General features: G+C 38.7%; 23 protein-coding genes and 2 tRNA genes. 2 read left to right on the forward strand and 23 right to left on the reverse strand.

Translation table 11 applies throughout. The features are described 5' to 3' along the window. Positions 1–45 precede the first annotated feature (45 nt). Together DKL56_RS06210 and DKL56_RS06215 are read right to left on the reverse strand one after the other, a co-directional pair. Positions 46–119 (reverse strand) — tRNA-Pro (locus DKL56_RS06210). A 45-nt stretch (positions 120–164) separates the two neighbouring features. Then, positions 165–239, reverse strand: a tRNA-Gly gene (locus DKL56_RS06215). 127 nt (positions 240–366) lie between these two features. Here DKL56_RS06215 and DKL56_RS06220 point away from each other — a divergent pair. Then, positions 367–1,188 (forward strand): DUF2785 domain-containing protein, encoded by an 822-nt coding sequence (locus DKL56_RS06220; RefSeq protein ID WP_109715764.1) that lies wholly within the window; start codon positions 367–369, stop codon positions 1,186–1,188. An 81-nt stretch (positions 1,189–1,269) separates the two neighbouring features. On the opposite strand, the gene lysS is transcribed toward DKL56_RS06220, so the two are convergent. The 11 genes from lysS to pth form a co-directional block, all read right to left on the reverse strand. Next, the gene (gene lysS, locus DKL56_RS06225) at positions 1,270–2,817 is read right to left on the reverse strand and encodes a lysine--tRNA ligase (protein WP_109715765.1); all 1,548 of its coding nucleotides are present in this window, start codon (positions 2,815–2,817) and stop codon (positions 1,270–1,272) included. Positions 2,818–2,843: 26 nt separating this feature from the next. Continuing rightward, entirely contained in the window at positions 2,844–3,854 is a 1,011-nt protein-coding gene (dusB, locus tag DKL56_RS06230; RefSeq protein ID WP_046307621.1) for a tRNA dihydrouridine synthase DusB, read from the reverse strand. Positions 3,855–3,953: 99 nt separating this feature from the next. Next, positions 3,954–4,586, reverse strand: a complete 633-nt coding sequence (locus tag DKL56_RS06235) for a histidine phosphatase family protein (RefSeq protein WP_109715766.1) — start codon at positions 4,584–4,586, stop codon at positions 3,954–3,956. A gap of 113 nt (positions 4,587–4,699) precedes the next feature. After that, positions 4,700–5,572: an Hsp33 family molecular chaperone HslO gene (hslO, locus tag DKL56_RS06240; protein ID WP_109715767.1), complete on the reverse strand. Its 873-nt coding sequence runs from the start codon at positions 5,570–5,572 to the stop codon at positions 4,700–4,702. A gap of 48 nt (positions 5,573–5,620) precedes the next feature. Beyond that, positions 5,621–7,828 (reverse strand): ATP-dependent zinc metalloprotease FtsH, encoded by a 2,208-nt coding sequence (ftsH, locus tag DKL56_RS06245; protein WP_109715768.1) that lies wholly within the window; start codon positions 7,826–7,828, stop codon positions 5,621–5,623. A gap of 87 nt (positions 7,829–7,915) precedes the next feature. Next, positions 7,916–9,175, reverse strand: a complete 1,260-nt coding sequence (gene tilS / locus DKL56_RS06250) for a tRNA lysidine(34) synthetase TilS (RefSeq protein WP_109715769.1) — start codon at positions 9,173–9,175, stop codon at positions 7,916–7,918. Continuing rightward, positions 9,165–9,530: a S1 RNA-binding domain-containing protein gene (locus DKL56_RS06255; protein ID WP_420812386.1), complete on the reverse strand. Its 366-nt coding sequence runs from the start codon at positions 9,528–9,530 to the stop codon at positions 9,165–9,167. Before DKL56_RS06255 ends, tilS begins: the two co-directional genes overlap by 11 nt. After that, on the reverse strand, positions 9,530–9,907 hold the full coding sequence (locus DKL56_RS06260) for an FtsB family cell division protein (RefSeq protein WP_109715771.1): 378 nt from the start codon (positions 9,905–9,907) through the stop codon (positions 9,530–9,532). Before DKL56_RS06260 ends, DKL56_RS06255 begins: the two co-directional genes overlap by 1 nt. A 76-nt stretch (positions 9,908–9,983) precedes the next feature. Next, positions 9,984–10,226: an RNA-binding S4 domain-containing protein gene (locus tag DKL56_RS06265; protein WP_046307633.1), complete on the reverse strand. Its 243-nt coding sequence runs from the start codon at positions 10,224–10,226 to the stop codon at positions 9,984–9,986. An 11-nt stretch (positions 10,227–10,237) separates the two neighbouring features. Beyond that, positions 10,238–13,729 (reverse strand): transcription-repair coupling factor, encoded by a 3,492-nt coding sequence (gene mfd, locus DKL56_RS06270; protein WP_109715772.1) that lies wholly within the window; start codon positions 13,727–13,729, stop codon positions 10,238–10,240. A 1-nt stretch (position 13,730) separates the two neighbouring features. Continuing rightward, positions 13,731–14,297: an aminoacyl-tRNA hydrolase gene (gene pth, locus DKL56_RS06275; protein ID WP_046307637.1), complete on the reverse strand. Its 567-nt coding sequence runs from the start codon at positions 14,295–14,297 to the stop codon at positions 13,731–13,733. A 223-nt stretch (positions 14,298–14,520) separates the two neighbouring features. Between pth and cbpA the strand changes: the two genes are divergently transcribed. Next, the gene (cbpA, locus tag DKL56_RS06280) at positions 14,521–15,228 is read left to right on the forward strand and encodes a cyclic di-AMP binding protein CbpA (RefSeq protein WP_046307639.1); all 708 of its coding nucleotides are present in this window, start codon (positions 14,521–14,523) and stop codon (positions 15,226–15,228) included. 55 nt (positions 15,229–15,283) lie between these two features. Here the strand turns inward: cbpA and alr are convergent, their stop codons facing one another. From alr to DKL56_RS06330, 10 genes are all read right to left on the reverse strand, one after another. Then, complete coding sequence (alr, locus tag DKL56_RS06285; protein WP_109715773.1) at positions 15,284–16,414, reverse strand: alanine racemase; 1,131 nt, start codon at positions 16,412–16,414, stop codon at positions 15,284–15,286. Between the two features lie 2 nt (positions 16,415–16,416). Next, complete coding sequence (gene acpS, locus DKL56_RS06290; protein ID WP_074425773.1) at positions 16,417–16,770, reverse strand: holo-ACP synthase; 354 nt, start codon at positions 16,768–16,770, stop codon at positions 16,417–16,419. A gap of 78 nt (positions 16,771–16,848) precedes the next feature. Next, on the reverse strand, positions 16,849–18,381 hold the full coding sequence (gene cshA / locus DKL56_RS06295) for a degradosome RNA helicase CshA (RefSeq protein WP_046307644.1): 1,533 nt from the start codon (positions 18,379–18,381) through the stop codon (positions 16,849–16,851). A gap of 10 nt (positions 18,382–18,391) precedes the next feature. Next, positions 18,392–19,759, reverse strand: a complete 1,368-nt coding sequence (locus DKL56_RS06300) for a UDP-N-acetylmuramoyl-tripeptide--D-alanyl-D-alanine ligase (protein WP_109715774.1) — start codon at positions 19,757–19,759, stop codon at positions 18,392–18,394. Between the two features lie 130 nt (positions 19,760–19,889). Beyond that, on the reverse strand, positions 19,890–20,135 hold the full coding sequence (locus DKL56_RS06305) for a type B 50S ribosomal protein L31 (RefSeq protein ID WP_046307648.1): 246 nt from the start codon (positions 20,133–20,135) through the stop codon (positions 19,890–19,892). 115 nt (positions 20,136–20,250) lie between these two features. Then, positions 20,251–21,096 carry a transporter substrate-binding domain-containing protein gene (locus DKL56_RS06310; RefSeq protein WP_109715775.1) on the reverse strand — a complete coding sequence of 282 codons (846 nt, stop codon included), beginning with the start codon at positions 21,094–21,096 and terminating at the stop codon, positions 20,251–20,253. Between the two features lie 9 nt (positions 21,097–21,105). Continuing rightward, positions 21,106–21,846: an amino acid ABC transporter ATP-binding protein gene (locus DKL56_RS06315; RefSeq protein ID WP_109715776.1), complete on the reverse strand. Its 741-nt coding sequence runs from the start codon at positions 21,844–21,846 to the stop codon at positions 21,106–21,108. Positions 21,847–21,851: 5 nt separating this feature from the next. Further along, positions 21,852–22,529: an amino acid ABC transporter permease gene (locus DKL56_RS06320; protein ID WP_109715777.1), complete on the reverse strand. Its 678-nt coding sequence runs from the start codon at positions 22,527–22,529 to the stop codon at positions 21,852–21,854. After that, positions 22,510–23,169, reverse strand: coding sequence for an amino acid ABC transporter permease (locus DKL56_RS06325; RefSeq protein ID WP_109715778.1), 660 nt, complete (start codon positions 23,167–23,169; stop codon positions 22,510–22,512). Before DKL56_RS06325 ends, DKL56_RS06320 begins: the two co-directional genes overlap by 20 nt. A gap of 388 nt (positions 23,170–23,557) precedes the next feature. After that, positions 23,558–24,466: an L-lactate dehydrogenase gene (locus DKL56_RS06330; RefSeq protein WP_109715779.1), complete on the reverse strand. Its 909-nt coding sequence runs from the start codon at positions 24,464–24,466 to the stop codon at positions 23,558–23,560. Positions 24,467–24,548 lie beyond the last annotated feature (82 nt).

Consider the following 24,548-nt stretch of genomic DNA (forward strand, 5'->3'; position numbering starts at 1 on the left):
TTTACTCATGATTAAAAGTATGACATAAAGGTAAAATCTCATTTATCGGGAAAACAGGATTTGAACCTGCGACCTCTACGTCCCGAACGTAGCGCTCTACCAAGCTGAGCTATTTCCCGGTTAACAAAAAAACTCACCAAAGCGGTGAGTTTTTCTGTTTCTCTTGGAGCGGAAGACGGGATTCGAACCCGCGACCCCCACCATGGCAAGGTGATGTTCTACCACTGAACTACTTCCGCAAGAACAAATATTATTATAGCAAATCAGTTATGTTTTTCAACCCCCTTTTTTAAAAAAATCACCAAAAAATATCCGATTATTATATAATTATAGCTAAAATACACTTATAGATTTAAAAGGAAAATTATGCAAAACGAATTGGAGCAATTAGTTGATCTGCCAGAAGGAAAGCTCGTTTTTACTAATGAGCAGATTCAATTCTTATTAGACAATATTGGCAATTTGAATCCACATATTAGAGATAGCCTTGTCTACACCCTCTTTGCACGCGGCTTTTCAGAAAATGCATTTAAACAAAAACAGATTCAGGTAATTATCGACAGTTTTATTCAGAACAGAGGTCTTTTTAGACAAATTAATCAACCAGAAAACGATGCCGTTTTTCTAAGAACTTTCAGTGCCTTACTTGGCGCACTCATTTTAGAATCAGATAATGACAAACCGATCTTAACAGATAGTGAACGTCAATTACTTTTTGACTGGAGCATTAGGTATCTAAAAGAAGAAAAAGATTTTCGTGGCTATGTGACAAACAAGGGTTGGGCACACAGTGTCGCACATGGGAGTGATTTTCTGGGTGCTACTTTGAGTCACCATGATTTCAAGCCTAAGAATGTAAGTGCAATATTTGAAGTAATTACGAGCATTTTCCAAAATATAAAAAATCCATTTATTGATGATGAAGAGCAACGAATAGCATTTGCTTTTTTTCAAGGCGTTCATTTCCAAAAGATAGCTTCAGCTGACTTTGATTCATTTGTTGACGATTTCGATAAGAAAATTTATCAGCTGCTTTTACACGATGATCGTGCTAACTGGTATTGTTTGAGTTCCTGGTTCAGGTTATTACAAAATTGGTATTTTTATTTTTCTACCAATAAGGATGTTCAAGATAATCTACTTTCGAAAATAACTGCCTACAACGAAAAAATGGGTTTTACATTGTAGGCAAACTAAAAAAGAATCCTTAAAGAAGGATTCTTTTTTAGTAGTGTCATTAGCTAGCTTACTATAGTGCTAGCAAAACGATTATTTATTATTTTCTTTTTTCTTCATGTCTTCTTCGACTTCGCGCTCAATATCTTCAATTCGCTCTGGACGCATTGTTGGGAATAGTAAAACATCCCTAATTGCAGGCGCATCGGTCAAAAGCATTACAAGACGGTCAATTCCGATTCCCAATCCACCTGTTGGCGGCATACCGTATTCCATAGCACGTAAGTAATCTTCATCGATCATATCAGCTTCATCATTTCCAGCTTCACGTTCTGCCATTTGTGCTTCAAAACGCTCACGTTGGTCATCTGGGTCGTTTAGTTCTGAAAAGGCGTTGCCGTACTCTTCACCCATAATGTAAATTTCAAAACGATCAGTAAAGCGTGGATCATCAGCGTTCTTCTTAGCAAGTGGTGAAATTTCAACTGGATGACCATATACAAAGGTTGGGTCAACAATTGTTTCTTCACAGTACTTTTCAAAGAAGGCATTGATAATATGACCAACCTTCCAAAAGCTTTCAACTTTAATATCATGGTCTTCAGCAATTTTGGTTGCTTCTTCAACGCTCATCTCTTGCCAGAAATCAACACCGGTCTTTTCCTTAATTAAGTCAACCATATGTACACGACGGAATGGTTTACCTAAGTCAATTTCAGTGCCTTGGTATGTGACTTTACCGTCGTCAGTAACAACATTTGCGGCAGCACGAATAATTCCTTCTGCTTCATCCATGACATCATGGAAGTCCCAGTATGCGGCATAAGTTTCAAGCTCAGTAAATTCAGGGTTATGGTGGGTATCAAGACCTTCGTTTCTGAAAACTCGGCCAATTTCATAAACGCGTTCCATATCACCAACAATTAAACGCTTCAGAGGCAATTCCAAAGCAATTCTCATGTAAAGGTCAATATCAAGGGCGTTGTGATGAGAAATAAATGGACGTGCTTCTGCACCACCAGGGATGTTATGCAAAACTGGTGTTTCAACTTCCAAAAAGTCCTTGTTGTTTAAAAAGTCACGAATTGCTTGGATAATCTTAGTCCGATTAACAAAGCGCTCATAACTTTCATGATTAGTAATTAAGTCAAGGTAACGTTGGCGATAAATTTGTTCAACATCTTTCAAACCATGATACTTATCAGGAAGTGGACGCAAGGCCTTAGATAAGAAGGTTACATGAGTTGCACGAATAGTTAATTCGTCAGTATCAGTTTTCATGACTTCGCCGTCAATTCCTAAGAAGTCACCAATATCTGATTTTTTGAAAATTTGGTAGTTTTCTTCACCAACAATATCCTTACGAACATAAATCTGGATTTTGCCAGTGCGGTCATATAAGTCAGCAAAGCCAACTTTACCCTTACCTCTTTTAGCGAGCATTCTACCAGCAACCTTGGTTTTAGGTAACTCACTGTTTAATTCGTCTTTGTCTTCTTTAGTGTACTTCTCATTTAAAGTACGAGCCAAATCTTGACGGTCGAATTTTCTCATGCCAAATGGTTCAATTCCGTTTTCACGAAGTTCTTCCATCTTTTGGCGACGAACGATTAATTGGTCATTCATTTCACTTTTAGCCAATTATTTTTCCTCCATTATCTTTCACTTTAATTTCTTGCGACCTTTTGTGCCTGTCTCTTTTCATACTCATCAACAAAATTGTCAAGTAAATCGTAGACTTCTTGAGCAGTCCAAACTTCATTTATTTTAGCACGAGTCCGCGCTGAACGGGGAATTCCTTTTAAATAATATGCAGCTTGTTGCCGAAATTCCGGCACAGCAATCTTTTCACCTTTAAGCTCAACTAAACCCTGGAGTTGATGCTCAGCAGTCGCTACACGTTCACGAACTGTTTGAGGCGGTAATTTTTCACCTGTTTCCAAGTAATGGACCATATCTTTGACCATCCAAGGATTACCCAAAGCAGCTCGGCCAATCATGACACCAGTACATCCAATTTCATCTAGTGCCTTTTGGGCAAGCTCTGGCGTAGCAATATCACCATTAGCCAAAAACGGAATATCAAGCACTTGAGCGACATCATGAAGTGTTTCCCAGTCTGCTTCACCAGCATACATCTGCTTACGGGTTCGACCGTGCATTGCGATCATACTTGCACCAGCTTCTTGTGCAGCTAGAGCATTTTCAACTGCAAAAATATGTTTTCGATCCCAGCCAATCCGCATCTTAACTGAAACGGGCTTAGAAACATTCTGAACTACCTTATGAACCATTTGGTAGATCTTATTTGAGTCCAAAAGCCATTTTGAACCTGCATCAGTCTTAGTGATTTTAGGAACGGGGCAACCCATATTAATATCAATAATATCAGCATCAGTATGTTGATCGATGTACTGCGCTCCTTCAAGAAGAGTCTCCTCTGTGCCACCAAAGATTTGAATACTCATGGGGTGCTCACGCGGATCTACTTTCATCATTGACATTGTCTTTTTATTACGATAAATAATTCCGTGATCGGAAATCATCTCGCACACCACTAAGCCTGCACCAAATTCTTTACAGATCATTCGAAATGCAGAGTTTGATACTCCAGCCATTGGAGCAACAACAACCCGATTAGGGATGGTTATTTCGCGAATTTTCCAGCTATTATCCACCTAATCATCCTTTCAAATACCTTAACATCATAACAAAAAGGGCCTCATAAGCAAAACTTCAACCTTTTTATTAAGAAAAAAATTGTAGAAACTTATTCATCAGCTCTTTGGTTCAAGAAAGAAGTCACACGGAGCTGAACGGTTATAGTAACGCAAAAATGCTTTTTTACTTGTATCATCAACAGAAATATTGGTTACAGCTGCATTTTGCATTTCACCAATTTTGGAAATTCCTGTGCTCTCCAAAATATTTTGTACTAATGAGCGTGAAGCAGTCCCATGGAAAACTAATACTACAGATTCATTTACGTGTTTATTTACAAGATCGTGCCAAAAGTCCATTAGTCGATCAGCTAATTGACGATATGTTTCACCAGTACAATAATCACTGTAGTTTTCAGTAAAATAGCCTAAATCATCAAAAGCTTGTGGATATTTTGCATGAATTTCAGCTGCAGGTTTACCATCCCAATTACCGTAGTTCATTTCTTTTAATCGATCATCGTAAATAATTTCATGCTTTCCTTGATCCAGTATTTCTGCAGTCTGTTTTGCACGGATCAAAGGACTAGCATAAACATAATCGATTCGCTCAATGTCAAAACTGTCACGTAAAGCTTCAGCCTGCTTAATTCCTGTTTCGTTTAATGGCAAGTTGGTACCCGAGCCGTTAATTGCAAGGGTTTTGTTAGTGTCAGTTTGACCGTGACGAACGATATACACGTTTAGCATTAGTTACACTCCTTTAATTTCATTTAGTTCAACTTCTTCATTATAATCAAAAACGCTAATTACCGCACCAAAATTTAATAATACGTGTGATTAATCTACAAATCTGTTTCAACTTATTTTTTGGCTAAAATCACCTTTAATTCATCTTCAGAAAAATCGTATTTTTCACCACAAAAGTTACAAGTCAATTCAGCACCATGATCTTTTTCAATCATTTCCTTTAACTGACTATTTTTCAGAGTTGTTAAAATGTCACCGTATTTTTCTTTTGAACAGTCACATTTGAATGCAACATCATCTTTTTCCAAAATCTTGCAGTCATCGTCCAAAATCTTCTTAGCCAATTCTTCAGGAGTCATGCCGTCTAAAAATGAACTGGAGAGTGCAGGTAAATTGTTAATCCGTTCAATCGTTTGATCAATTAGACTATCACTTGCACCAGGCAATGCCTGAAGCATAAAGCCACCTGCTGCGCCAATTGTGTTGTTTGGATTAACAAAAACGGAAAGACCAACAGCAGAAGGAATTTGCTCAGACTTAGTTAAATAGTAAGCAATATCTTCAGCGATTTCACCGGAAACAATCGGAACTTGACCAGTATAAGGTTCCTTTAGTCCTAAATCCTTAGTCACTTCAAGCCAACCTTTACCAACGGCCTTTTTAACATCAATATGACCATTTTCCTTAGGTGGTAAAGCAATATGAGGGTTTTTAACATAGCCCTTAACCGTCAAATCAGATTTAGCGGTTACGATTGTTGGGCCCACTGGACCATCACCTAATAGACGAATCGTTAACTCTTCTTTGTCAGTTAGTTCAGCGCCTGCTAATAGGACACCAGCAATTAATGTTCTTCCCAAAACAGCAGAAGAAGCCGACCAAGTGTCATGCCTAGTTTGCGCTTCCTGAACTAAATCATGGGCATTAATTGTCAATAAACGTAAGTTTTTAGTTTTATCAATTGCTTTAATTAAATAATCGTTCATTTTAATTCTCCTAAAAAAATAGAGCCTTTAAACAGGCCCTATTAATTATTAATCTTGAGGATGATCATCAGATGAATGATCAGCTTTATCTTCTGTAGTCTGTGAAGAATTTTGTTCTTCTGGAAATTCAAGTTTCTCTGGATTTTCTGGATTACGCTTTTCAGTTTCCTGATTCTTTTGTAATGGAGATTCAGATTTTTCTTCTTCAGAAGCCTTTTCTTGTTCTTCTACACCAGTTTCATCAGAATTAGCAACTGCCTTTTGATTTTCTCTTTTTTCAGCAGCAGCCTTAGCTTCTTCATAAGTAGAAGCCTTAGATTCACTTGGGTATTCTTCAACTGTCTTTTCAGGCATTTTTCCAGTAGTGTAAAGCGACATAATCTGCTTTTCATCTAGAGTTTCATACTTAAGCAATGCTTCCGCAATAATACGGTGCTTTTCACGGTTATTCTTAACGATTTCAACTGCTTGTTCATGGGCCTCGTCAAGAATTTGCTTGACAGCTTCATCAATTTTGGCAGAAGTTGCTTCACTATATGGTTTAAAACCGTAAGGATTAGTTTCGCCCTCTTTTTCGAGTTCAACCATTCCTAGCGAATCAGTCATACCGTAGTTGACAACCATACTATGAGCAATTTGTGTTGCTTGTTCAAAGTCGTTGGAAGCTCCAGTTGATTGGTCACCAACCACAACTTCTTCACCAGCACGTCCACCCATTAAGCCGACGATTTGCTCCATTAATTGCTTCTTAGTTAGTAAGAACTGATCATCCTTAGGTAGCATTAAGTTATATCCACCTGTACGACCGTGAGGAACAATTGTAACCTTACGAACTGTCCGTGAATCACTTAGAACCAAACCACAAATCGAGTGGCCTGCCTCATGGAAGGCAACTCTTTGACGCTCTTTCTTTGAGATCATGCTGTCACGCTTAGCTGGTCCAGCAATTACTCGATCTTCTGCTTCATCCAAGTCATTAGCAGTAATTTCATTGCCATTACGACGAGCAGCCAATAATGCAGCTTCGTTTAGTAAGTTAGCTAAATCAGCACCAACGAAACCTGGAGTTTGACGAGCAATTTCCTTTAAGTCAACGTCATCTGCCAATGGCATGTTCTTGGCATGAACACGTAGGATGGCTTCACGACCACGAACGTCTGGCGAACCAACTAGAACTTTACGGTCAAAACGACCAGGACGAAGCAAAGCTGGATCCAAAACATCAGAACGGTTAGTTGCGGCAATGACGATAACACCTTCGTTACCTTCAAACCCATCCATTTCAACTAACAATTGGTTCAAGGTTTGTTCACGTTCATCGTTACCGCCACCACTAGCATTACCGCCACGACGACGCCCAATGGCATCAATTTCATCAATGAAAATGATACTTGGTGCGTTCTTCTTAGCATTAGTGAACAAGTCACGTACACGACTAGCACCAACACCAACGAACATTTCAACGAAGTCAGAACCTGAAATTGAAAAGAACGGTACGTTGGCTTCACCTGCTACAGCACGAGCAAGCAAAGTCTTACCAGTTCCCGGAGGACCCTCGAGTAAAACCCCAGATGGGATTTTCGCACCTAACTTAGTGAATTTAGCTGGATTCTTTAAGAATTCAACAACTTCAACAAGTTCCTGCTTTTCTTCTTCTTCACCGGCAACGTCAGAAAAACGAACCTTATTCTTCTTTGGATCTTCTGGCTTAACGTGCGAACGACCAAAGTTCATAATACCGCCGTTACCACCACGGCCGCCACCGCCACTACTTTGACTAATCATCATCCAAAGCATGACAATGAACAGAATAGTTGGCACCAGCATTACAATGGTTGAGATCCAGTTGCCAGACTGCGATTCGCCTTGAGTGGTCATTTTTGTGCCACTCTTTTCAGCTAAGTTCTGAACATTCGACACACTCGAATCATTTTGAAGCATAGTTGTTGAGAAACGCTTCACTTTTGATCCAGAGCTACCATTAAAGAAGTCAAGACTGTTACTTGATTGGCTTTTAGTATCTTGGGCCTCTTTGTAACTGCCTGATACAGTGTAAACACCGTTGGCAGGCTGAACGTTAAAGTTCTTTACCTTGCCGTCATTCAAATCTTTGACAAATTCCGAGTAGCTGATGTTCTCACTACCACCGGAATTATCGGTGCCACCAAGCGCCCAGTTGATTCCTCCTAATAATAAAAGGAAAACAACTATATAGAACAAGCCATTTGAAAACAGCCGATTCCGGTTATTTTTCATAAAAATCCTCCACAAAAGTTCCTAGAGATATACGAATAAAAGTTTAACACATATTTCAGTATCACTCTATTATTTTAAAATTTCTTATCAAATATTGCCATATAGATAAAAATGACGTTTATTTTCTACCTTTTTTTGACTTGAATAAGTATCCTCAATGAGGACCACTTCGCTATCCACAAAAATAGCCAAGCAATATGGCCGTAGCACATTAGGAATGCCGCTTTGAGCAAACTTTTTCTTACTTTTGACGTGTTGCCCATTCTTTAGACTAAGTTTAGCACCAGACTCAGTTGGTCCAGCATATATTCTAGCGCCTTCTGGAATGCTAAGCTTAGCAATCAAGTTGCCATTAGCATTTAACTTATCAGTAATGACAAATTCCCTACTGCCAAATTTAAAATTTTGTCCTATTTCAACTTGCTGTTTTTGCTCAATGTCTGGCAATGGTTTTTCAATTAAATAAAAATAATCTTGATAAGGCAGTAATTCAAAATTCCCAAGATTATCATTAACACGTACATGCCATGTTTTCCAAATAAAGTTTTGCCAATACAGCATTTTCTGCTTTTCAGTCAGAGAAGCCAGATTTTCTTTTTTAAGCCGATAAAAAACACCGAGATATTTGCTCGGTTGCTCTACTTGCTCAAAGTCACCAGCAATTAGCGATGTCATTAAGTTCATTTGCTTGCTAAAACGCCAAGCGCTGCGCTTTATTTCTGGATTTTCGGCCTTCAAAAGCGGCACAATTTTATGTCTTATCCGATTACGTAAAGCGTCATCCTCATTATTGGTTTGATCAATCACAAAAGGAATTTGACGTTTCTCTACATAAGTTAATAACTCTGCCTTTTCAACTGTTAGCAGTGGTCGTAACAAAATCTGGCCATTCATTTTGCTAACTGGCTGCAAACTGTTCATTTCACTTGGATTACCAGAACGGATAAATTTGAGCAAAATATTTTCCAGCAAATCATCACTGTGATGTGCCGTTAACAAATAGTCGCCAGCCTTATTCTTCATTACTTCAGTCAAAAACTGATAGCGAACTTGGCGCGCAGCAGCTTCAATTCCTTTTTGCGGTTGCAACTGTTTCGACCATTTTCCAGTCACAACTTCAATTTGCTTTGTCTGACAATAACTACTGATTGCTGTATCCTCGCAATTGGAATCAACACGCAATTGGTGATTAAAATGAGCCGCAATTAACTTAAAATGATAATGCGCCTTAGCTTCATTAACCATGTCAAGGAGTGCCATTGAATCTGGTCCACCACTTGTCGCTACAACAAGTGTTTTACCCTCTAACGGCAAACTATTTGCTTTAAAGAAGTCATCAATCAGCATAATTGTTAAATTCTTGCTGCAATCTTTTGATTTCACGATCAGAATCAGTGATTGTTTTGGTTAAAACAGTTAAAAACTGCTCTTTTTTTACATCAGAAAATTCGTTAGTATGGTCAATTAAATCCGGATCATTTAACCGCATTCTTGATAGACCGATTTTACCTTTAAAATTATTAATTACAACTACACGAATAGAATCACCGATTTGATAGTTAGCACGTTCGCGCACCCAATTTTCGCCAAAATCACTGTGGTGAATGAGTCCCGACGTATGCTTAGGAAGGGTAACAAAAATACCCAAATCGGTGATGTTGTTAATTGTACCTGTAACACGTTGTCCTACTTGAAATTTCATCAATTATCGTCTTTGCCCTCAGGTAAATTATAAATTGTCTCATTTGGTTTAGAATATAAAAACTTAAAGCGGACAAGTTTAGCCACGTAATCAGGATCTTTTAAGTCGTCGCGCTTAGCTGTCAAAGCACGTTTTTGCTTATCGATTTGGCTGAGCGATTTTTTCTGCGTTTGTACTTGCTCATTGATGCGCTGTGTTTGTACACGCGTAACCGTAAGTTGAATACCCAAAAGTGCAAACAAGACTAAAAAGACGGCAATAATACGATTGCGTCGAATTCGGTGTACTTCTTTTCCCCGTTTTTCTTGCTTACGCTTTAGGCGCGCAATTCGCTCTTCTGGACTAAGCGAATTATAGATACGTGGTCCTTTCATAATTTTTGTCCTCTGTAATTCTAAAATACTATTTAATTATAACAAGACCATTCATAAAAGTCATTAAATAACAAAGTTATCATTCGATTAATTCATAAAGTTCACTGGCCTCTGCTTTTTTGGTTGTCTCGCGGATGTCACAAACTTTGGCCTTAACCTGTCTTGAACCATAACCTACTTCAATAACGTCACCGATTTTTACGTCATAACTTGACTTAACAACCTTGTCATTTACTTTAATTCGACCTTGATCTGCCATCTCCTTGGCCACGGGTCTTCTTTTAACTAATCTTGAAATTTTCAAAAATTTATCAATGCGCATTTTTTACCTCGTTATCTTTGAATAATGTCACTTGCTGCTGTCATAAATGTTGTCAATTCATTAAAAAGTTGCCGATGATGAATATCAGTTGGTATGTCTAATAAAACGACAAGGCGTTGTTGCGGTGACAGATTAATTCTTGCCTTGAACGAAGCATGCTCGAGTGCCTTAAAAATGTTAGGCCCCTTCAGTTCTTTACTTGCACTATTATTAAATTCAACTTTCACCTGCTGCTTAATTTGGGTAATGTTAAGCACTTGCGCCAAATCAGCTTCAGCTTTTAGTTTTGAAATTGCCAATAGATTTTCAACAGGTTCGGGATAATCACCAAAGCGGTCAATTAATTCATCTTGAATTTGCTCAATGTCATCAGCATTAGCCGCTTTGATCTTCTTATAAAACTCAATCTTTTCTTCTTGATCCGCAATATAGCTTTCAGGAATATAGGCTTCCAATCCAAGGTCAATCTCAGCGTTACTCTTATCAACCTTTTTCTTGCCTTTACGGCTTTTAATTGCATCAGAAAGCATTTGTGAATAAAGGTCATACCCAACACTATCGATGAAACCATGCTGCTGAGCGCCAAGCATATTGCCTGCCCCTCGAATCGACAGATCGCGCATGGCAATCTTAAAGCCTGATCCAAGTTCGGTGAAATCGCGGATTGCTTCTAATCGTTTTTCACCAATTTCTGTTAAAACCTTGTTTGGCTGGTATAGGAAGTAAGCATAGGCAAGCCGTGCACTTCGACCAATTCTACCGCGAAGCTGATAGAGCTGACTCAGGCCATAGTGATCTGCATTTTCGATAATCATTGTATTGACATTTGGCATGTCAATTCCCGTTTCAATAATTGTTGTGGTAACCAGAATGTCAAACTCACGATTTAGAAAACGATAGAGAATATCCTCCATCATATTCTTGCTCATTCGTCCGTGGACACTAATAATTCGTGCCGTTGGTATCAAGTCCTCCAACTCACTTACAACATCATCAATGTCGTCAATTCGATTATGCAAATAAAAGACTTGCCCACCACGTTGCATTTCACGCAAACAGGCATCTTTAACTACACTTGGAATTTGTTCCATTACATATGTTTGAATTGGATAACGATTGGATGGCGGAGTTTCCATAACAGATAAGTCACGCACACCAACCATTGACATATGCAAGGTTCGGGGAATTGGTGTGGCCGTTAAAGTTAAGACATCAATGTTAGCCTTCAATTCCTTAAGACGCTCTTTATGCTTAACACCAAAGCGCTGCTCTTCGTCAACAATTAACAAGCCCAAGTCTTTAAACTGGACGTCTTTGGATAGCAATCGGTGCGTACCAACTACTAAATCAATTTTACCGCTTTTCAATCCTTCTGTGATTTTCTTTGATTCTGCTGCGGTCTGAAAGCGTGACAAAACCGCGTAGTTAACCGGAAAGTTTTTGAACCGGTCTTGGATCGTTTCAAAGTGCTGTTGCGCCAAAATGGTAGTTGGTACTAAAAACGCTACCTGCTTATTGTCCTGTACTGCTTTAAAAGCCGCACGCAAAGCCACCTCAGTTTTACCGAAACCAACGTCACCCACAAGTAGCCGATCCATTGGTTTGGGTTGTTCCATATCATGCTTAATTTCTTTAATTGAACGCAACTGGTCTGCCGTTTCAACGTAAGGAAACGAATCTTCAAACTCTCGTTGCAATTCATCATCCTTTGAAAAGGCAAAACCTTTTTCTGATTCACGCTTAGCGTAAAGGTCAATCAAGTCATCAGCAATGTCCTCAACTTTAGCTGCAACCTTGCGCTTAGTTTTAGCCCATTCACTGCCACCTAGCTTATTAACATGAGGCGTTTTACCTTCCGAAGCCACATATTTTTGCACTAATTTCAATTGATCAGCTGGCACAAATAATTGATCACCGCGTTGATAGGTAATCGTAATGTAGTCGCGTTTAACACCGTTGTTTTCTAGTGTTTTGATTCCTTCGAACCGGCCAATACCGTGGTTAACGTGAACTACATAATCACCTGGTTTGAGTTCATTATAATTACGCAAACGTTGTGCATTTTCCAAAGTCTTGACACGTCGACGGTGATGGCTCGTTTTATTAAACAGCTCATGCTCTGTCAGATAAACTAGGTTGTTTTTCGGTAATGTAAAGCCGCTGGCAAAAGAATCAACAATGATTTGTGTTTGTCCTTCAACAAGATCATCTTTAGCAACAACTGGAATTGACATGCCAAATTCAATCATTGTTTGGCTGATTTGGCGCGCTCGCTTTTGATTGTCAGCCTGCAAAATGACTGTTTGCTTATTTTTTTGATACGATTCAATTTCTGTTTTTATCAAAGGCATCTGACTAAAAAATTGTTGCGGCTCCCGTGTTTGCCAGTCAAATAACTGATCAAGCCGAATCCGCCCAATTGATCGTTGAAATAATGAAAAATAAAGGTGATGATGATCATCTTTAGTCCAAACGCGATTAAAATCAGCTCTCAGTTCTTGACCAGGTAAAATTGCACCTGTTTTCAGTTCATCGTCAATAAAGCCGGCGTTTTGCTGATCAACTGTTTTAACAGCTTGATCAATTAGCGGCCAGTCATCAAGCATAATCAAGCCGTCTGCACTTAAATATTTGAGTAAGTTACTTGGTTTTTCGAGTAAAAAATCAACCAAAAAAGCATAATTTGAGGGCAAAGTAGAACTATTTAGCTCATCCAGAGTTTGGGTAAAGTGATCCTTCACTGCTTCTTCTGGGGCAGGCGCATCTCCCATTGCCTTAGTTATTTTAGTCACAGCCCGTTGAAAGTCTGCTTCCGTAAAAACACGGTCTTGTGCAGGACCAATTGTAACCTTGTCGATTACATCTTTACTACGCTGGCTGGACAAATCAAATTCTTTTATTGTGTCAATTTCATCACCAAAAAATTCGATTCTGACCGGATTTTCGCGATCAAGTGGGTAGATATCCAAAATATCCCCACGCACAGCAAACTCTCCTACTCGTGCAACCAAATTTTCACGACGATAGCCTGCTGCCACCAACCAGCTTGTCAATTGGGCAAGATCAAATTCTTTTCCCGTTTCAAAGTCACGCTTTGTAGCGCTATATTGCTCGGGGGCAGATAGTTTATACTGCAACCCTTGCGGTGTGGTTACAACAATTCCCATTTGGCCGGTCAATAAAAAATTAAGCGCCTGAATTCGGCTACTTAATTCATCTGGTGAACTAACAGCAGTTTGGGTTGCAATTGTAGCATCAACTGGAAAGATTTGAACACTTCCATCAGGCATAACTGCATTTAATTCACTATACCGCTTCTGTGCCTTATTTTCGTTTTCTTCTATTAATAATAGTGGACGGTTAAGCGAAGTCACAATTTGACATAAGAGCAGACCAAAAGCACCGGCATTAGCGCCAGTGATTAGTGAATTTTTGACTTTAGCTGTCTTATTAATGAAATCTGTTAGTTCTTTATCTTCTTTAATTAACTCTGTTAAGCGCATTTTAATTATATTTATTCATCAAAAATTGACTGCCCTTGCCAGCAATAAAATCGTCGATTATTTCGCAGCTAGTATCGAATGCAGCATCCATTAATTTCTGTTGCTGGCTGTCAAATTGCGATAAAACCCATGAAATAACGCTAGATTCTGTCACGTTGTCGGGATGTCTAATACCTATTTTTAACCGGTTAAAATTACTTGAACCCAAGTCACGGATAATACTCTTAATACCATTATGACCGCCTGACTTACCATTTGCACGAATGCGGATTTTACTTAACGGCATATCCATATCATCATGAATGACTAAAATATCTTGTGGATCAATCTTAAAGAAGTGCGCAAATTGCGCAATAGAGCGCCCAGAATCATTCATATATGTTTGTGGCTCAAGCAAAATTACGTCTTCACCTTTAATTTTTTGTTTAGTATATTTACCCTCAAACTTTTCCCGTTCAAGAACCAAAGAATTTTTAGCTAAATACTGATCAAGTGCCATAAAGCCTGTATTGTGCTTAGTTCCGTCATACTTTTTGCCTGGATTTCCCAGACCCGCAATTAGTTTCATCATATTTCCCCTTAATTAAATAATCGTATTTAATGATAGCACATTCAACCCTACTCAGTTTCTCTCAGACTATTACACTTTAGTTTCAGTGAACAAAATTACTTTTTTATTTAGCTCACACGTGCTAAACTCTATTTATTCGAAAAAACTATTTTAATTTTTATTTAATCAAAAATCATATGGTATAATTGATTAGATTATTTTTAAAAACGGAGGCAGTTTCATGCTCATCAAATCTTTAGTTAGAAAAAAAGATTATCTTACAACAGTTAACGAACACGCAACGCTTGAAGAAGCACTAAAGACTTTAGAGGAATCTGGTTTTCGGTGTGTACCGATTTTAGATGATACCGGTACAATCTTCCGCGGTAATATTTACCGCATGCATATTTATCGTCACAAGTCTGAAGGTAAGGACATGAACCTGCCAGTTACCTACTTACTGAAAAATGCTACAAAAACTATTAAAGTTAACTCACCATTTTTCAAAGTTTTCTTCACGATTAAGGATTTGCCTTACATCAGTGTCTTAGACGAAGACAACAAGTTCTATGGTATCTTGACACACTCTCGTCTGCTCGACATGTTGTCAGCTGCCTGGAATGTTAAAACTGGTTCTTATGTATTAACTGTTTTAACCGATAATTCTCGTGGTAATTTAGTTAAAATGTCGAAAGTGATTAGTAAATATTCAGAAATTGCTGGTGTTATGAGCTTGGATTCATCACCAAACACAATTAATGATAACTTTGTTAGACGTATTCTCTTCACCCTACCCGCTGGTGTAACAGATGACACAATGAAGACCATTGTTGCCAAACTTGAAGCCAAAGGATATGTAGTTGCAGAAATTGAAGACTTACAAGCTGGAATGACCATCATGAGTGATGAAAATCCTGGTGTCTTCTTAAGTGAACCAACTGAAGATTAATTTTTAACCAAGATAAAAAGCACTGCTACTTAATTGCAGTGCTTTTTTGATGCTTTTATTTTTCATAATAAATCCGAGGTAAACGGTCATCAAGTAAACAAGCGACCTCATAATGGATTGTGTCCACGTAATCAGCCGCAGCCTTAATGTCATTAGGCGCTTGAGGATCATTTGAAATTAAAATCACTTTTGTTCCTACTGGCATTTCATGCGGCAAACGTACCATCAGCTGATCCATACAAATCCGGCCAACAATTGGACAGTACTCATCACCCACTTTTACCGTAAAGCCCTGAAACTTTCTAATAAAACCGTCGGCATAACCGACAGGAACAGTACCAATAATTTGGTCACTATCGGTAACATAAGTTGAGCCATAGCTGATGCCCTGATTTTTATGAACCGTATGTACCTGAACTAATTCACTTTCAAAAGATAAGGCTGGCTCTAGCTTAAAACGCACAGGCAAATCTTGACTTGCGGGATTAGACGATGGATTCAGGCCATAGGTTCCTATTCCAAAACGAACAATATCACTTTCAACTTGTTGGTGGAACTGACTTGCAGCCGTATTATCTGCGTGAATCCACTTAGGTTTAAGCTTAAGTAGGCCTTTAAAATGATTAAAGCACTCAACCTGCTTTTTAAAATACGAATCATCGCTACTATCTGCTGAGGCAAAATGGGTATACATTCCTTCGACATTAAAGTGATGGTTGTTTACGAGAAAATCGTTGGCTGCAAGAAAATCCTGATCTTCGCTAAAGCCAATGCGTCCCATACCTGTATCAACTGCAAGATGAATTTTCAGCTCACCATCTTCATCTTTAAGTTCTTTATTGGCCTCTTTTAGCCACGCCAAATCCGGAACAGTCAAAGAGATATCATGGGAAACGGCCAGTGAAACGTATTGCGTAGGTGTGACACCCAGAACTAAAATTGGAGCCTTAATGCCCGCCTGACGCAATTCCAGCGCTTCATCTAAGATTGCCACACAAAAGCCATCAACGCCAACCTCAATTGCGGCTTGAGCTACTCTAACTGCACCATGACCATATGCGTTAGCTTTGATTACTGCAAATAGTTTTTGTCCCGGTTTGAGTTGCTGTTGTTCTTCTTTTAAGTTGTGCTTAATCGCTGCTAAATTGACATAAACAGCGGCTGGGCGATGTATTCCAGGTACCATTTTTATTTCTCCAATACAACTAAAGTAACTATTTCATGATTATCATGAGTAATACTTGACCAAATTTTGCCTTCAAACTTAGTTGAAGTTGTTATCGGATGACCAATTTCATCCCAAAGTGTTTCGACATCTTGTAAGCCAAGGTCTTTTCCTAAACCAGTTCCCATTGCCTTAGAAAATGATTCCTTAATTGAAAAGCGACCACCTAAGTATTCAACCTTACGCTTACCAGACATTTTTTGATACTGGGCAAATTCATTTGGTGTTAATGCCTTTTTGGCAAAGCCATCACCTTTGGCAACTATTTTTGCTACACGTTCTACTTCTACTGCATCAATACCAACACCATAAATCAATTTGCTCACCTCTTAAGCCAAAATTATAATACAAAAAAAGAGTTGCACTTAACCACAACCCTCTTTTTAGCAAAAACGTTAATCTTTTTTGTTTTTAATTACAAAATCATGACCACTACCTGAGCGGTTTGAACGGCCACCGCGGTAACTGCTATGACCACCGTGATTACGATCCCCACCGCGATAATTACCGTGACCGCCACGGCTATTACCACCGCGACCGCCGCCACGACCATAATGTCCACGGCCTCTGCCGCCACCATTGCGGCGACCACCACCGTTACCACCTTTATATGGCAATGGTTTTTCGGAACTAATAGTTACTTCAACATCAGAAGAATCTTTTGAAAGGTTCTTCAAAAATGCGGAAACTAGGTCGATGGCTGAGTAGTTTTCAAGTAACTCACTAGCGTCATCAGTGTACTTACTCAAATCTTCCTTCATCAAGTCTTCAATCTTAGTCTTAGCAATCTTTAATTGACCACGAAGAGCTTGATCATCTGAAGGTGGACGAAGTGGAGTCATCTTTTTCTTAGTTAATTGCTCAATTGTGCGCATGTAGCCAAGTTCGTTTGGAGTAACAAAAGTAATTGAACTACCATTTTGACCAGCACGACCTGTACGACCAATACGGTGAACATATGAATCTGGATCTTGAGGGATATCATAGTTGTAAACGTGAGTAACACCTGAGATATCAAGCCCACGTGCTGCAACATCGGTAGCAACTAAAATATCTAATTTTCCTGCACGGAATCGCTTCAAGACACTGATTCGACGTGCTTGTGACAAGTCACCGTGAATGCCGGCAGCATTATAGCCACGTGCTTGCAAACCGCGAGTAACTTCGTCAACCCTTCTCTTAGTTCGAACAAAGATAACCGCCAAATCTGGGCTTTCAACGTCAATTAACCGACACATGATGTTGAATTTTTCTGCGTCCTTACAACGAACGTAGTACTGATCAATTAAATCAGCAGTTAATTCTTTTGTCTTAATCCGTACAATCTCTGGATCATGCATGAACTTTTCACTAATGCGCAAAATTGGTTTTGGCATTGTGGCACTGAAAAGCAAAGTTTGGCTGCGATTCTTCACATAACTCAAAATGCTCTCAATATCTTGAATGAAGCCCATGTCTAGCATTTCATCAGCTTCATCAAGTACAATTGTGTTGACACCTTCCAAGTTGATTGTCTTACGCTTTAAGTGGTCAAGCAAACGCCCTGGCGTACCAACCAAAATTGCTGGTACATGGTTCTTAAGTGAGCGAATTTGGCGGCCAATGTCTGCACCACCATAAACTACTTGAACACGTGCTTTTTCATCACGACCCAAGCGGAAAAGCTCCTCCTGGGTTTGAATAGCTAATTCACGTGTTGGTTCGATAATCAACGCTTGAATAGTTTTATTGTGTTTATCTAAATTTTGTAAAATTGGCAAAGCAAATGCTGCAGTTTTACCTGTACCTGTTTGCGCTTGACCAATTACGTCTTTACCCGCTAAGGCAAGAGGAATTGTCTGTTCCTGGATTGGCGTTGCTTCTTCAAAGCCTGAACGTTTAATTGCTTTTAAAAGCTCGTCATTTAATCCTAATTCTGAAAATTTCACTAAGTTCTCCTTATCTAAGCCGCTTTACTACTTTTTCAAGGTGCATCCCATGTGATCCCTTCAGAACAACAATGTCGTGCGGCTTAATATCATTTCTCAGATCAGCTATCAATCGCTGCATCTGATCTTCTTTATAATAATGTAAATTCTCTGGTCCATATGTGTTCTTTAGAACATCAGCTAAATTTTCCATTTCTGAACCAAATAAATATACTTCGTTAATCACTTGCGGATCAAGGCAATCAGCAAGTCCAGCATGTAAAGCAGCCGATCTTTCGCCTAATTCAAGCATATCACCTAAAACGGCAATTCTGCGACTGCCCTCAGGGACCTGAATTTGACCAAAGCTGGAAATAACTGCGCGAACCGCTGTTGGGTTTGAGTTATAGACATCGCTCATGATGTCTTCGCCCACATCGCCTTTTTCCCATTCCATGCGATCAGCTGTTGGGGTAAAGCTTGCTAATGCGGTAGCAATTTCTTCATCACTTTCACCAAAATGACGACCAACGCATAGCGCCGAAAGAGCATTTGAAACATTATGTTTACCAATCATTGGGATAGTAAATTGGCTGTCAGAGTCATTGACCGTAAATGTTGCATGATGCTTATAGCTACGATAGCCAGTTGCATAAACGCTATCAGTTTGGTCAAAGCCAAACGTGATTTTAGCTTGCTCAAGCTTTTCAGCACGTTCACGTAAAAGCGGTTCATCCCCATTATAGATAAGCTCGCCATCTTCACGCAAGAAATCGGTAATCTCCATTTTGGCATCAGCGATGCCTTCACGCGAACCTAAATACTCAATATGCGCTTCACCAATCATGGTAATAACAGTTACGTCAGGATGGGTTAGTTCACTTAACTGGTGTAATTGGCCAGCGTGATCCATTCCCATTTCCAGAACTAAAATCTCCGTATTAGGTTTCATGTCCAAAATAGTCATTGGAACACCAATTTCATTGTTGAAGTTGGCGTCAGTCTTGTGGACATTAAAACGCTTAGCTAAAACCGCTGCAGTCATATCTTTAGTAGTAGTTTTACCATTAGAACCAGTAATTGCTACTACTGTAGGATTTACCTTGTTAAGGTAATATTGCGCTAGTTGTTGCATACTCAAAAGTGGATCGTCAACCTCTAAAACAGCAATGTTTTCAGGTTTATTAGGACGGTCTTTTTGCCATAAAGTTGCACTAGCGCCATTACTAATTGCACTATTGATAAAATCATGGCCATCACGTTCGCCTTTTAGCGGCACAAATAGTCCGCCTTCAGAGATTTTTCTTGAGTCGAAGGCAACAGAAGTAATAACAGTTTGGTCGTTACCTTCACAAGTCGAATTAATTGCTTTGGCAATTTCTGCCAGTTGCATTTTCATCTAATACTCTCCTACCTAAAAGAAATTTTGCTCAACCCAACATTATGTCTGCATAATTGTTACAGCCTAATAATTACGTCTTACATAAAAAAGCAGCCCCAATGGGACTGCTTCCACCAGATTAAAGATATTACTTGTTGACACCATATTTCTTGTTGAACTTTTCGATTCGTCCATCTGCTTGAGCAAACTTTTGCTTGCCTGTGTAGAATGGGTGAGAATCTGAAGTAATTTCAACTCGAATCAATGGGTAAGTTTTACCTTCGTAATCTACTGTTTCTTTTGACTTTAAGGTTGAACCAGCAACAAATTTTGCACCTGTTGCGGAATCCATAAAGACAACTTCCTGGTAATCTGGGTGAATGCCTTGTTTCATGTTTATTACTCCTTTGCCATGACTCTCTTTCAAGCCATAGATTAATCGATTAACGTTTATTACAATAACATTTTTTTGAGTCAATTTCAAGATATATTACTAAACTAGCTTTTTATTAATTAAGAACAATATCGCTCGGTTTTACTTCCTTGCCAAAATAAGGCTTCAATTCTTTATTGTAATCTGTCACAAAAAAGCCTTGGTTTGTTAGTTTAGTGATTTCTTGGTTAGTCCAATCAAGTAGAGATTTATTGCCCTTTTTAACTGCTGGCGCAATGTATTGATTAGGACCAATATTTTTAATCCCAACCGTATAACTTGGATTTCGTTTAACCCACGCATACAGGTATGAATTGTCATCCGCTAATGCAGCAGCTCGTTTATTCTTAATTGCATTAAACTGTTGCGTTTTTGAATCAAATTTTAACAAGCTGACCCCGCCTTTTTCAGTAAAATAATTCTCAGCAGTAGTACCCTTATTCACAATAACAGTTTTGTTTTTCAATTGATGTTCATTATTAATCGGTGCATTTTTGGGTGAAATCACTCCAACCGATACCCTCATATAGGGTCTAGCAAAATCAGCCACTTGCTTACGTTCTGGTGTCACTGTAAAGTTGGCCAAAACAATATCAGCTTTATCAGAATTCAGTGTGTCAACCCGATTGTTTGCGTTGACCTGCGTAAACTTTGCTTTTACGCCAAGATCTTTGGCCATTCTGCGGGCCAAGCGTAAGTCATAGCCACGCCGGGTACCATGTTCATCTACCCAACCGTATGGTGGCAAATCGCCAAAAACCGCTACGCGCAAAACGCCACGTTTTTTTATTGCGACTACACTGCTGTCGCTTCCCCCGGTACTGTCATTTAATGAAGACCTGAAGCCAAAAAAGGTAACTAATAAGACAACAATTACAACTGACCAAATTGCTATACGCTTTTTAAGTTTGTTTTTCTTCATTATAACTCCTTAAAAATCCATACTCTCTAAAAAGTCGCGCGCACGTTCAGTTTTCGGTTGGGCAAAAAAAGCTTTTCCGGGCGTATTTTCTAAAATCCGCCCATCTTCTAGGAATAGGACTTGGTCCGCTATTTGTTCCGCAAAGCCCATTTCATGCGTCACAATAATCATGGTCATATGGTGCTCTTTTGATAACTTCGTCATTATCTGCAAAATACCGCGCACCATTTCTGGATCAAGTGAAGCAGTTACTTCATCAAACAACATTACCTCTGGGTGCATGATTAAGGCGCGCACAATAGCGATTCTTTGCTTTTGTCCCCCAGACAATTCTCGAGGATACGAATCCGCATACTTCTCAAGCCCAACGTCTTTTAATAATCCTTCTGCTTCTTGAGCCACCTGATCTTTTGCACGCTTCTGTACCTTAGTAGGAGCTAATAAAATGTTTTCTATGACAGTTAAGTTAGGAAATAAATCATAACTTTGAAAGACCATACCGATTTTTTGTCGTATCTCTTGCCAATTTTTATCGGTTGGATTAATTTTTTCACCTTTAAAATAAACCGCACCGCTACTAAAATCTTCCAATCCATTGAGGCATCTGATTAAAGTGCTTTTGCCTGAACCCGATGGACCAAGTAGAGTTAAAACCTCACCTTGATGCAACGTAAAATTAATATCATGTAAAATATGACGATTGCCATAAAACTTGTTTAAATTTTCTACTCGTAAAATTTCTTCTGTCATTTTTCTTACCTATTCTCTTTAGCTGCCAACTTTTTAGACCAAAGTGACAATGGATAATCGATGATAAAGTACAAAATAAAAATCAGACCATAAATCCAAAAAACTGCAGTTGGATATTTTTGGTTATTAGCTTCGATAATTTGCTGGCCAATTGCAATTACATCCATAATACTAATCATCATTAAGAGTGAAGTTGTTTTAATTACCCGCGTAGCGAGGTTAATCGTTGCAGGCAATTCCAACTGGACTGCCTGTGGTAATAACACATAGCGGAAAAGCTGCGTTTTACTTAAGCCTAATGCCAAACCAGATTCTTTTTGCGTTACTGGTACTGATTCAATTGCTCCACGTACAATATCACTAAATTCAGCAGCCACCCACAATGCAAAAGCGAGAATCGCCATCCAACTAGCTGGCCAGTTAATGTTGAAACTACGTGGCAAAATGTAATAAACCAAATAAAGCAGGACAATTGTTGGCACAATTCTAAAGAACTCAAGGTAAAGCCTTAGAATAAAGCGTAGTGGCTTATTAGGTAATGTTCTTAGAATTCCCAAAAATGTCCCCAGAACTAAACCCGCCGCTAGACTATCAACGGAAATCCACACAGATGTCCACAATCCTTGCATGATTCTGGCAAAATTGTTTCCTGCAAAAAGGACATTAATCACCGAATGTTCCATAGCGCACTCTCCTTTCAAGCAAATTCAAGAGCAAAATAATTGGAATGAGGATGATTGCATAAGCAACAACGAGAACAAACAAGTACTCGTTAGAGCGGTAATACATACCAATTAAATCAAGTGCTGTATTTGTTAATTCTGGGATAGCAATTACAGAAAAGATTGAAGTTTCCTTAATCAAAAATATGACGTTAGCAGCTAGTGCCGGCATACTCAGTGCAAAACCTTGTGGAAAAACCACATATCGCGCTAATTGTAAATTATTCATCCCCAATGCCTTACCATTATCAATTTGGGTCTGGTTAACACCACTAAAACCGCCAGTGAAACCTTCTGCCATATAAGCACCGCCCAGAAAAATCAGTCCAATAATGCCACAAGTTGTAGCGGACATTTTCAACCCAATAACAGGAAAAGCATAATACAGGAAAAATAATTGAATTAATAATGGTGTATTTCTTGCCAGTTCAACATAAGCTGTAAATAGCTGACTTAAAATTGGCACTTTAAAATACTGTATCAGGCTGCTTAGCGCACCAACAATTAGCGAGCCTAAGATACCAACAAGCGAAAGCCATAAAGTTAGCTTAAAAGCTTGGGCAAAGATTGGTAAACTGTGACTAATAACTTGCCAGTTCATTTCTATCCCCATTTCTAAATAAAAAAGACCTATTTATCCACATGGACTTCATAGGTCTTGTCTAATTCCAATAACAAAAAACCACGAGCCGCGTCGGCACGTCGATTCTTTAATTAAGCAGTTATTAACTTTAAGAATCCGCGTGCCAAAAGATTGTCCACATTGTTTTTAACAAAACAGACTTTTTGACATTGTGTTTTACTTACACCAAGTTTAAACATGGTTTGTACTCCTTTTTTGTAATAACTGTTACTCTTCACATGCTATGCTTATACTTACTTTTTGTCAACAGATTTGCATCATTCATTTTTAATTATTTTTTATCAATCAGTTACTTCAGAGAGCAAAAAAGGCACCCCTAACGGGATGCCTTTTGATTAGCTTAATTTTAAGCTTGTGATTTTTCTTTAATTGCCTGTGCTGATTGCTCCAGCAACTCTTCTTCTTCAGGAGTTAACGCTAACTTAATTTTAGCTTCAATTCCGTTACGTCCAACAATTGTTGGATATGACATATAAGTACCGTATTTTTCTTGGTAACTTGAAACTGGAAGTTCAGTATGTGAATCAGTTAAAATTGCGCGTACAATTCTGACTGCAGCTGCGGAAACACCATAATTAGTGTAGTGCTTACCCATAAACACTGCTTGACCACCTGTCCTGATTTCATCTTCAAGGTCATCAAGACTCCAAGAAGCTGATTTTGCTAGCTCGGTGATTGGTTGCTCCAAAACTTTGACGGTTGACCAAGCAGTAAATTGAGAGTTACCATGCTCACCCAATGCAAAACCACTAATTGATCTTGGATCAACGTTGAATTTTTTAGCTACAACTTTCTTCATTCTAGCTGTATCCAAAAGTGTTCCTGTTCCCAAAACATGTTCTTTTGGTAAACCTGTTAATTGTTGATAAAGGTTGGTAATTGCATCAACTGGATTGGAAATTACCAACAAGATACCATTAAAACCGCTCTTCTTAATCGATTCAGTAATTGGTTGCAATTGCTTCTTATTGTATTCAAGCTCTTGGAAACGGTCGCCCTTAGTTTCAAGTGAGATCTTTCCCAGCGTACTAATAAGAACTTCTGCATCTTTAAGAGCATCATAATCATTAACTACAATATTTGTGTGATATGGCAAATTTGCCATTGCATCTTCAAAATCAACAGCATCGGCATTAACCTTGCCCTCGTTGACGTCAATCATTACCAAATCATCAACTAAACCCGAAATAATTAATTCATGTGCAATCGTGCAGCCAACATGGCCATCACCGATAATTCCAATTTTAGTAGACATAATTTTTAACCTTTCTTAGTTTATTATTATCGTTTTTTGCGATACATCTTTATAAAGCTAATTATAGTTTTTCTTCAGCCCA

Source organism: Lactobacillus apis (assembly GCF_003150935.1).
GTDB classification, from domain to species: Bacteria; Bacillota; Bacilli; order Lactobacillales; family Lactobacillaceae; genus Lactobacillus; species Lactobacillus apis.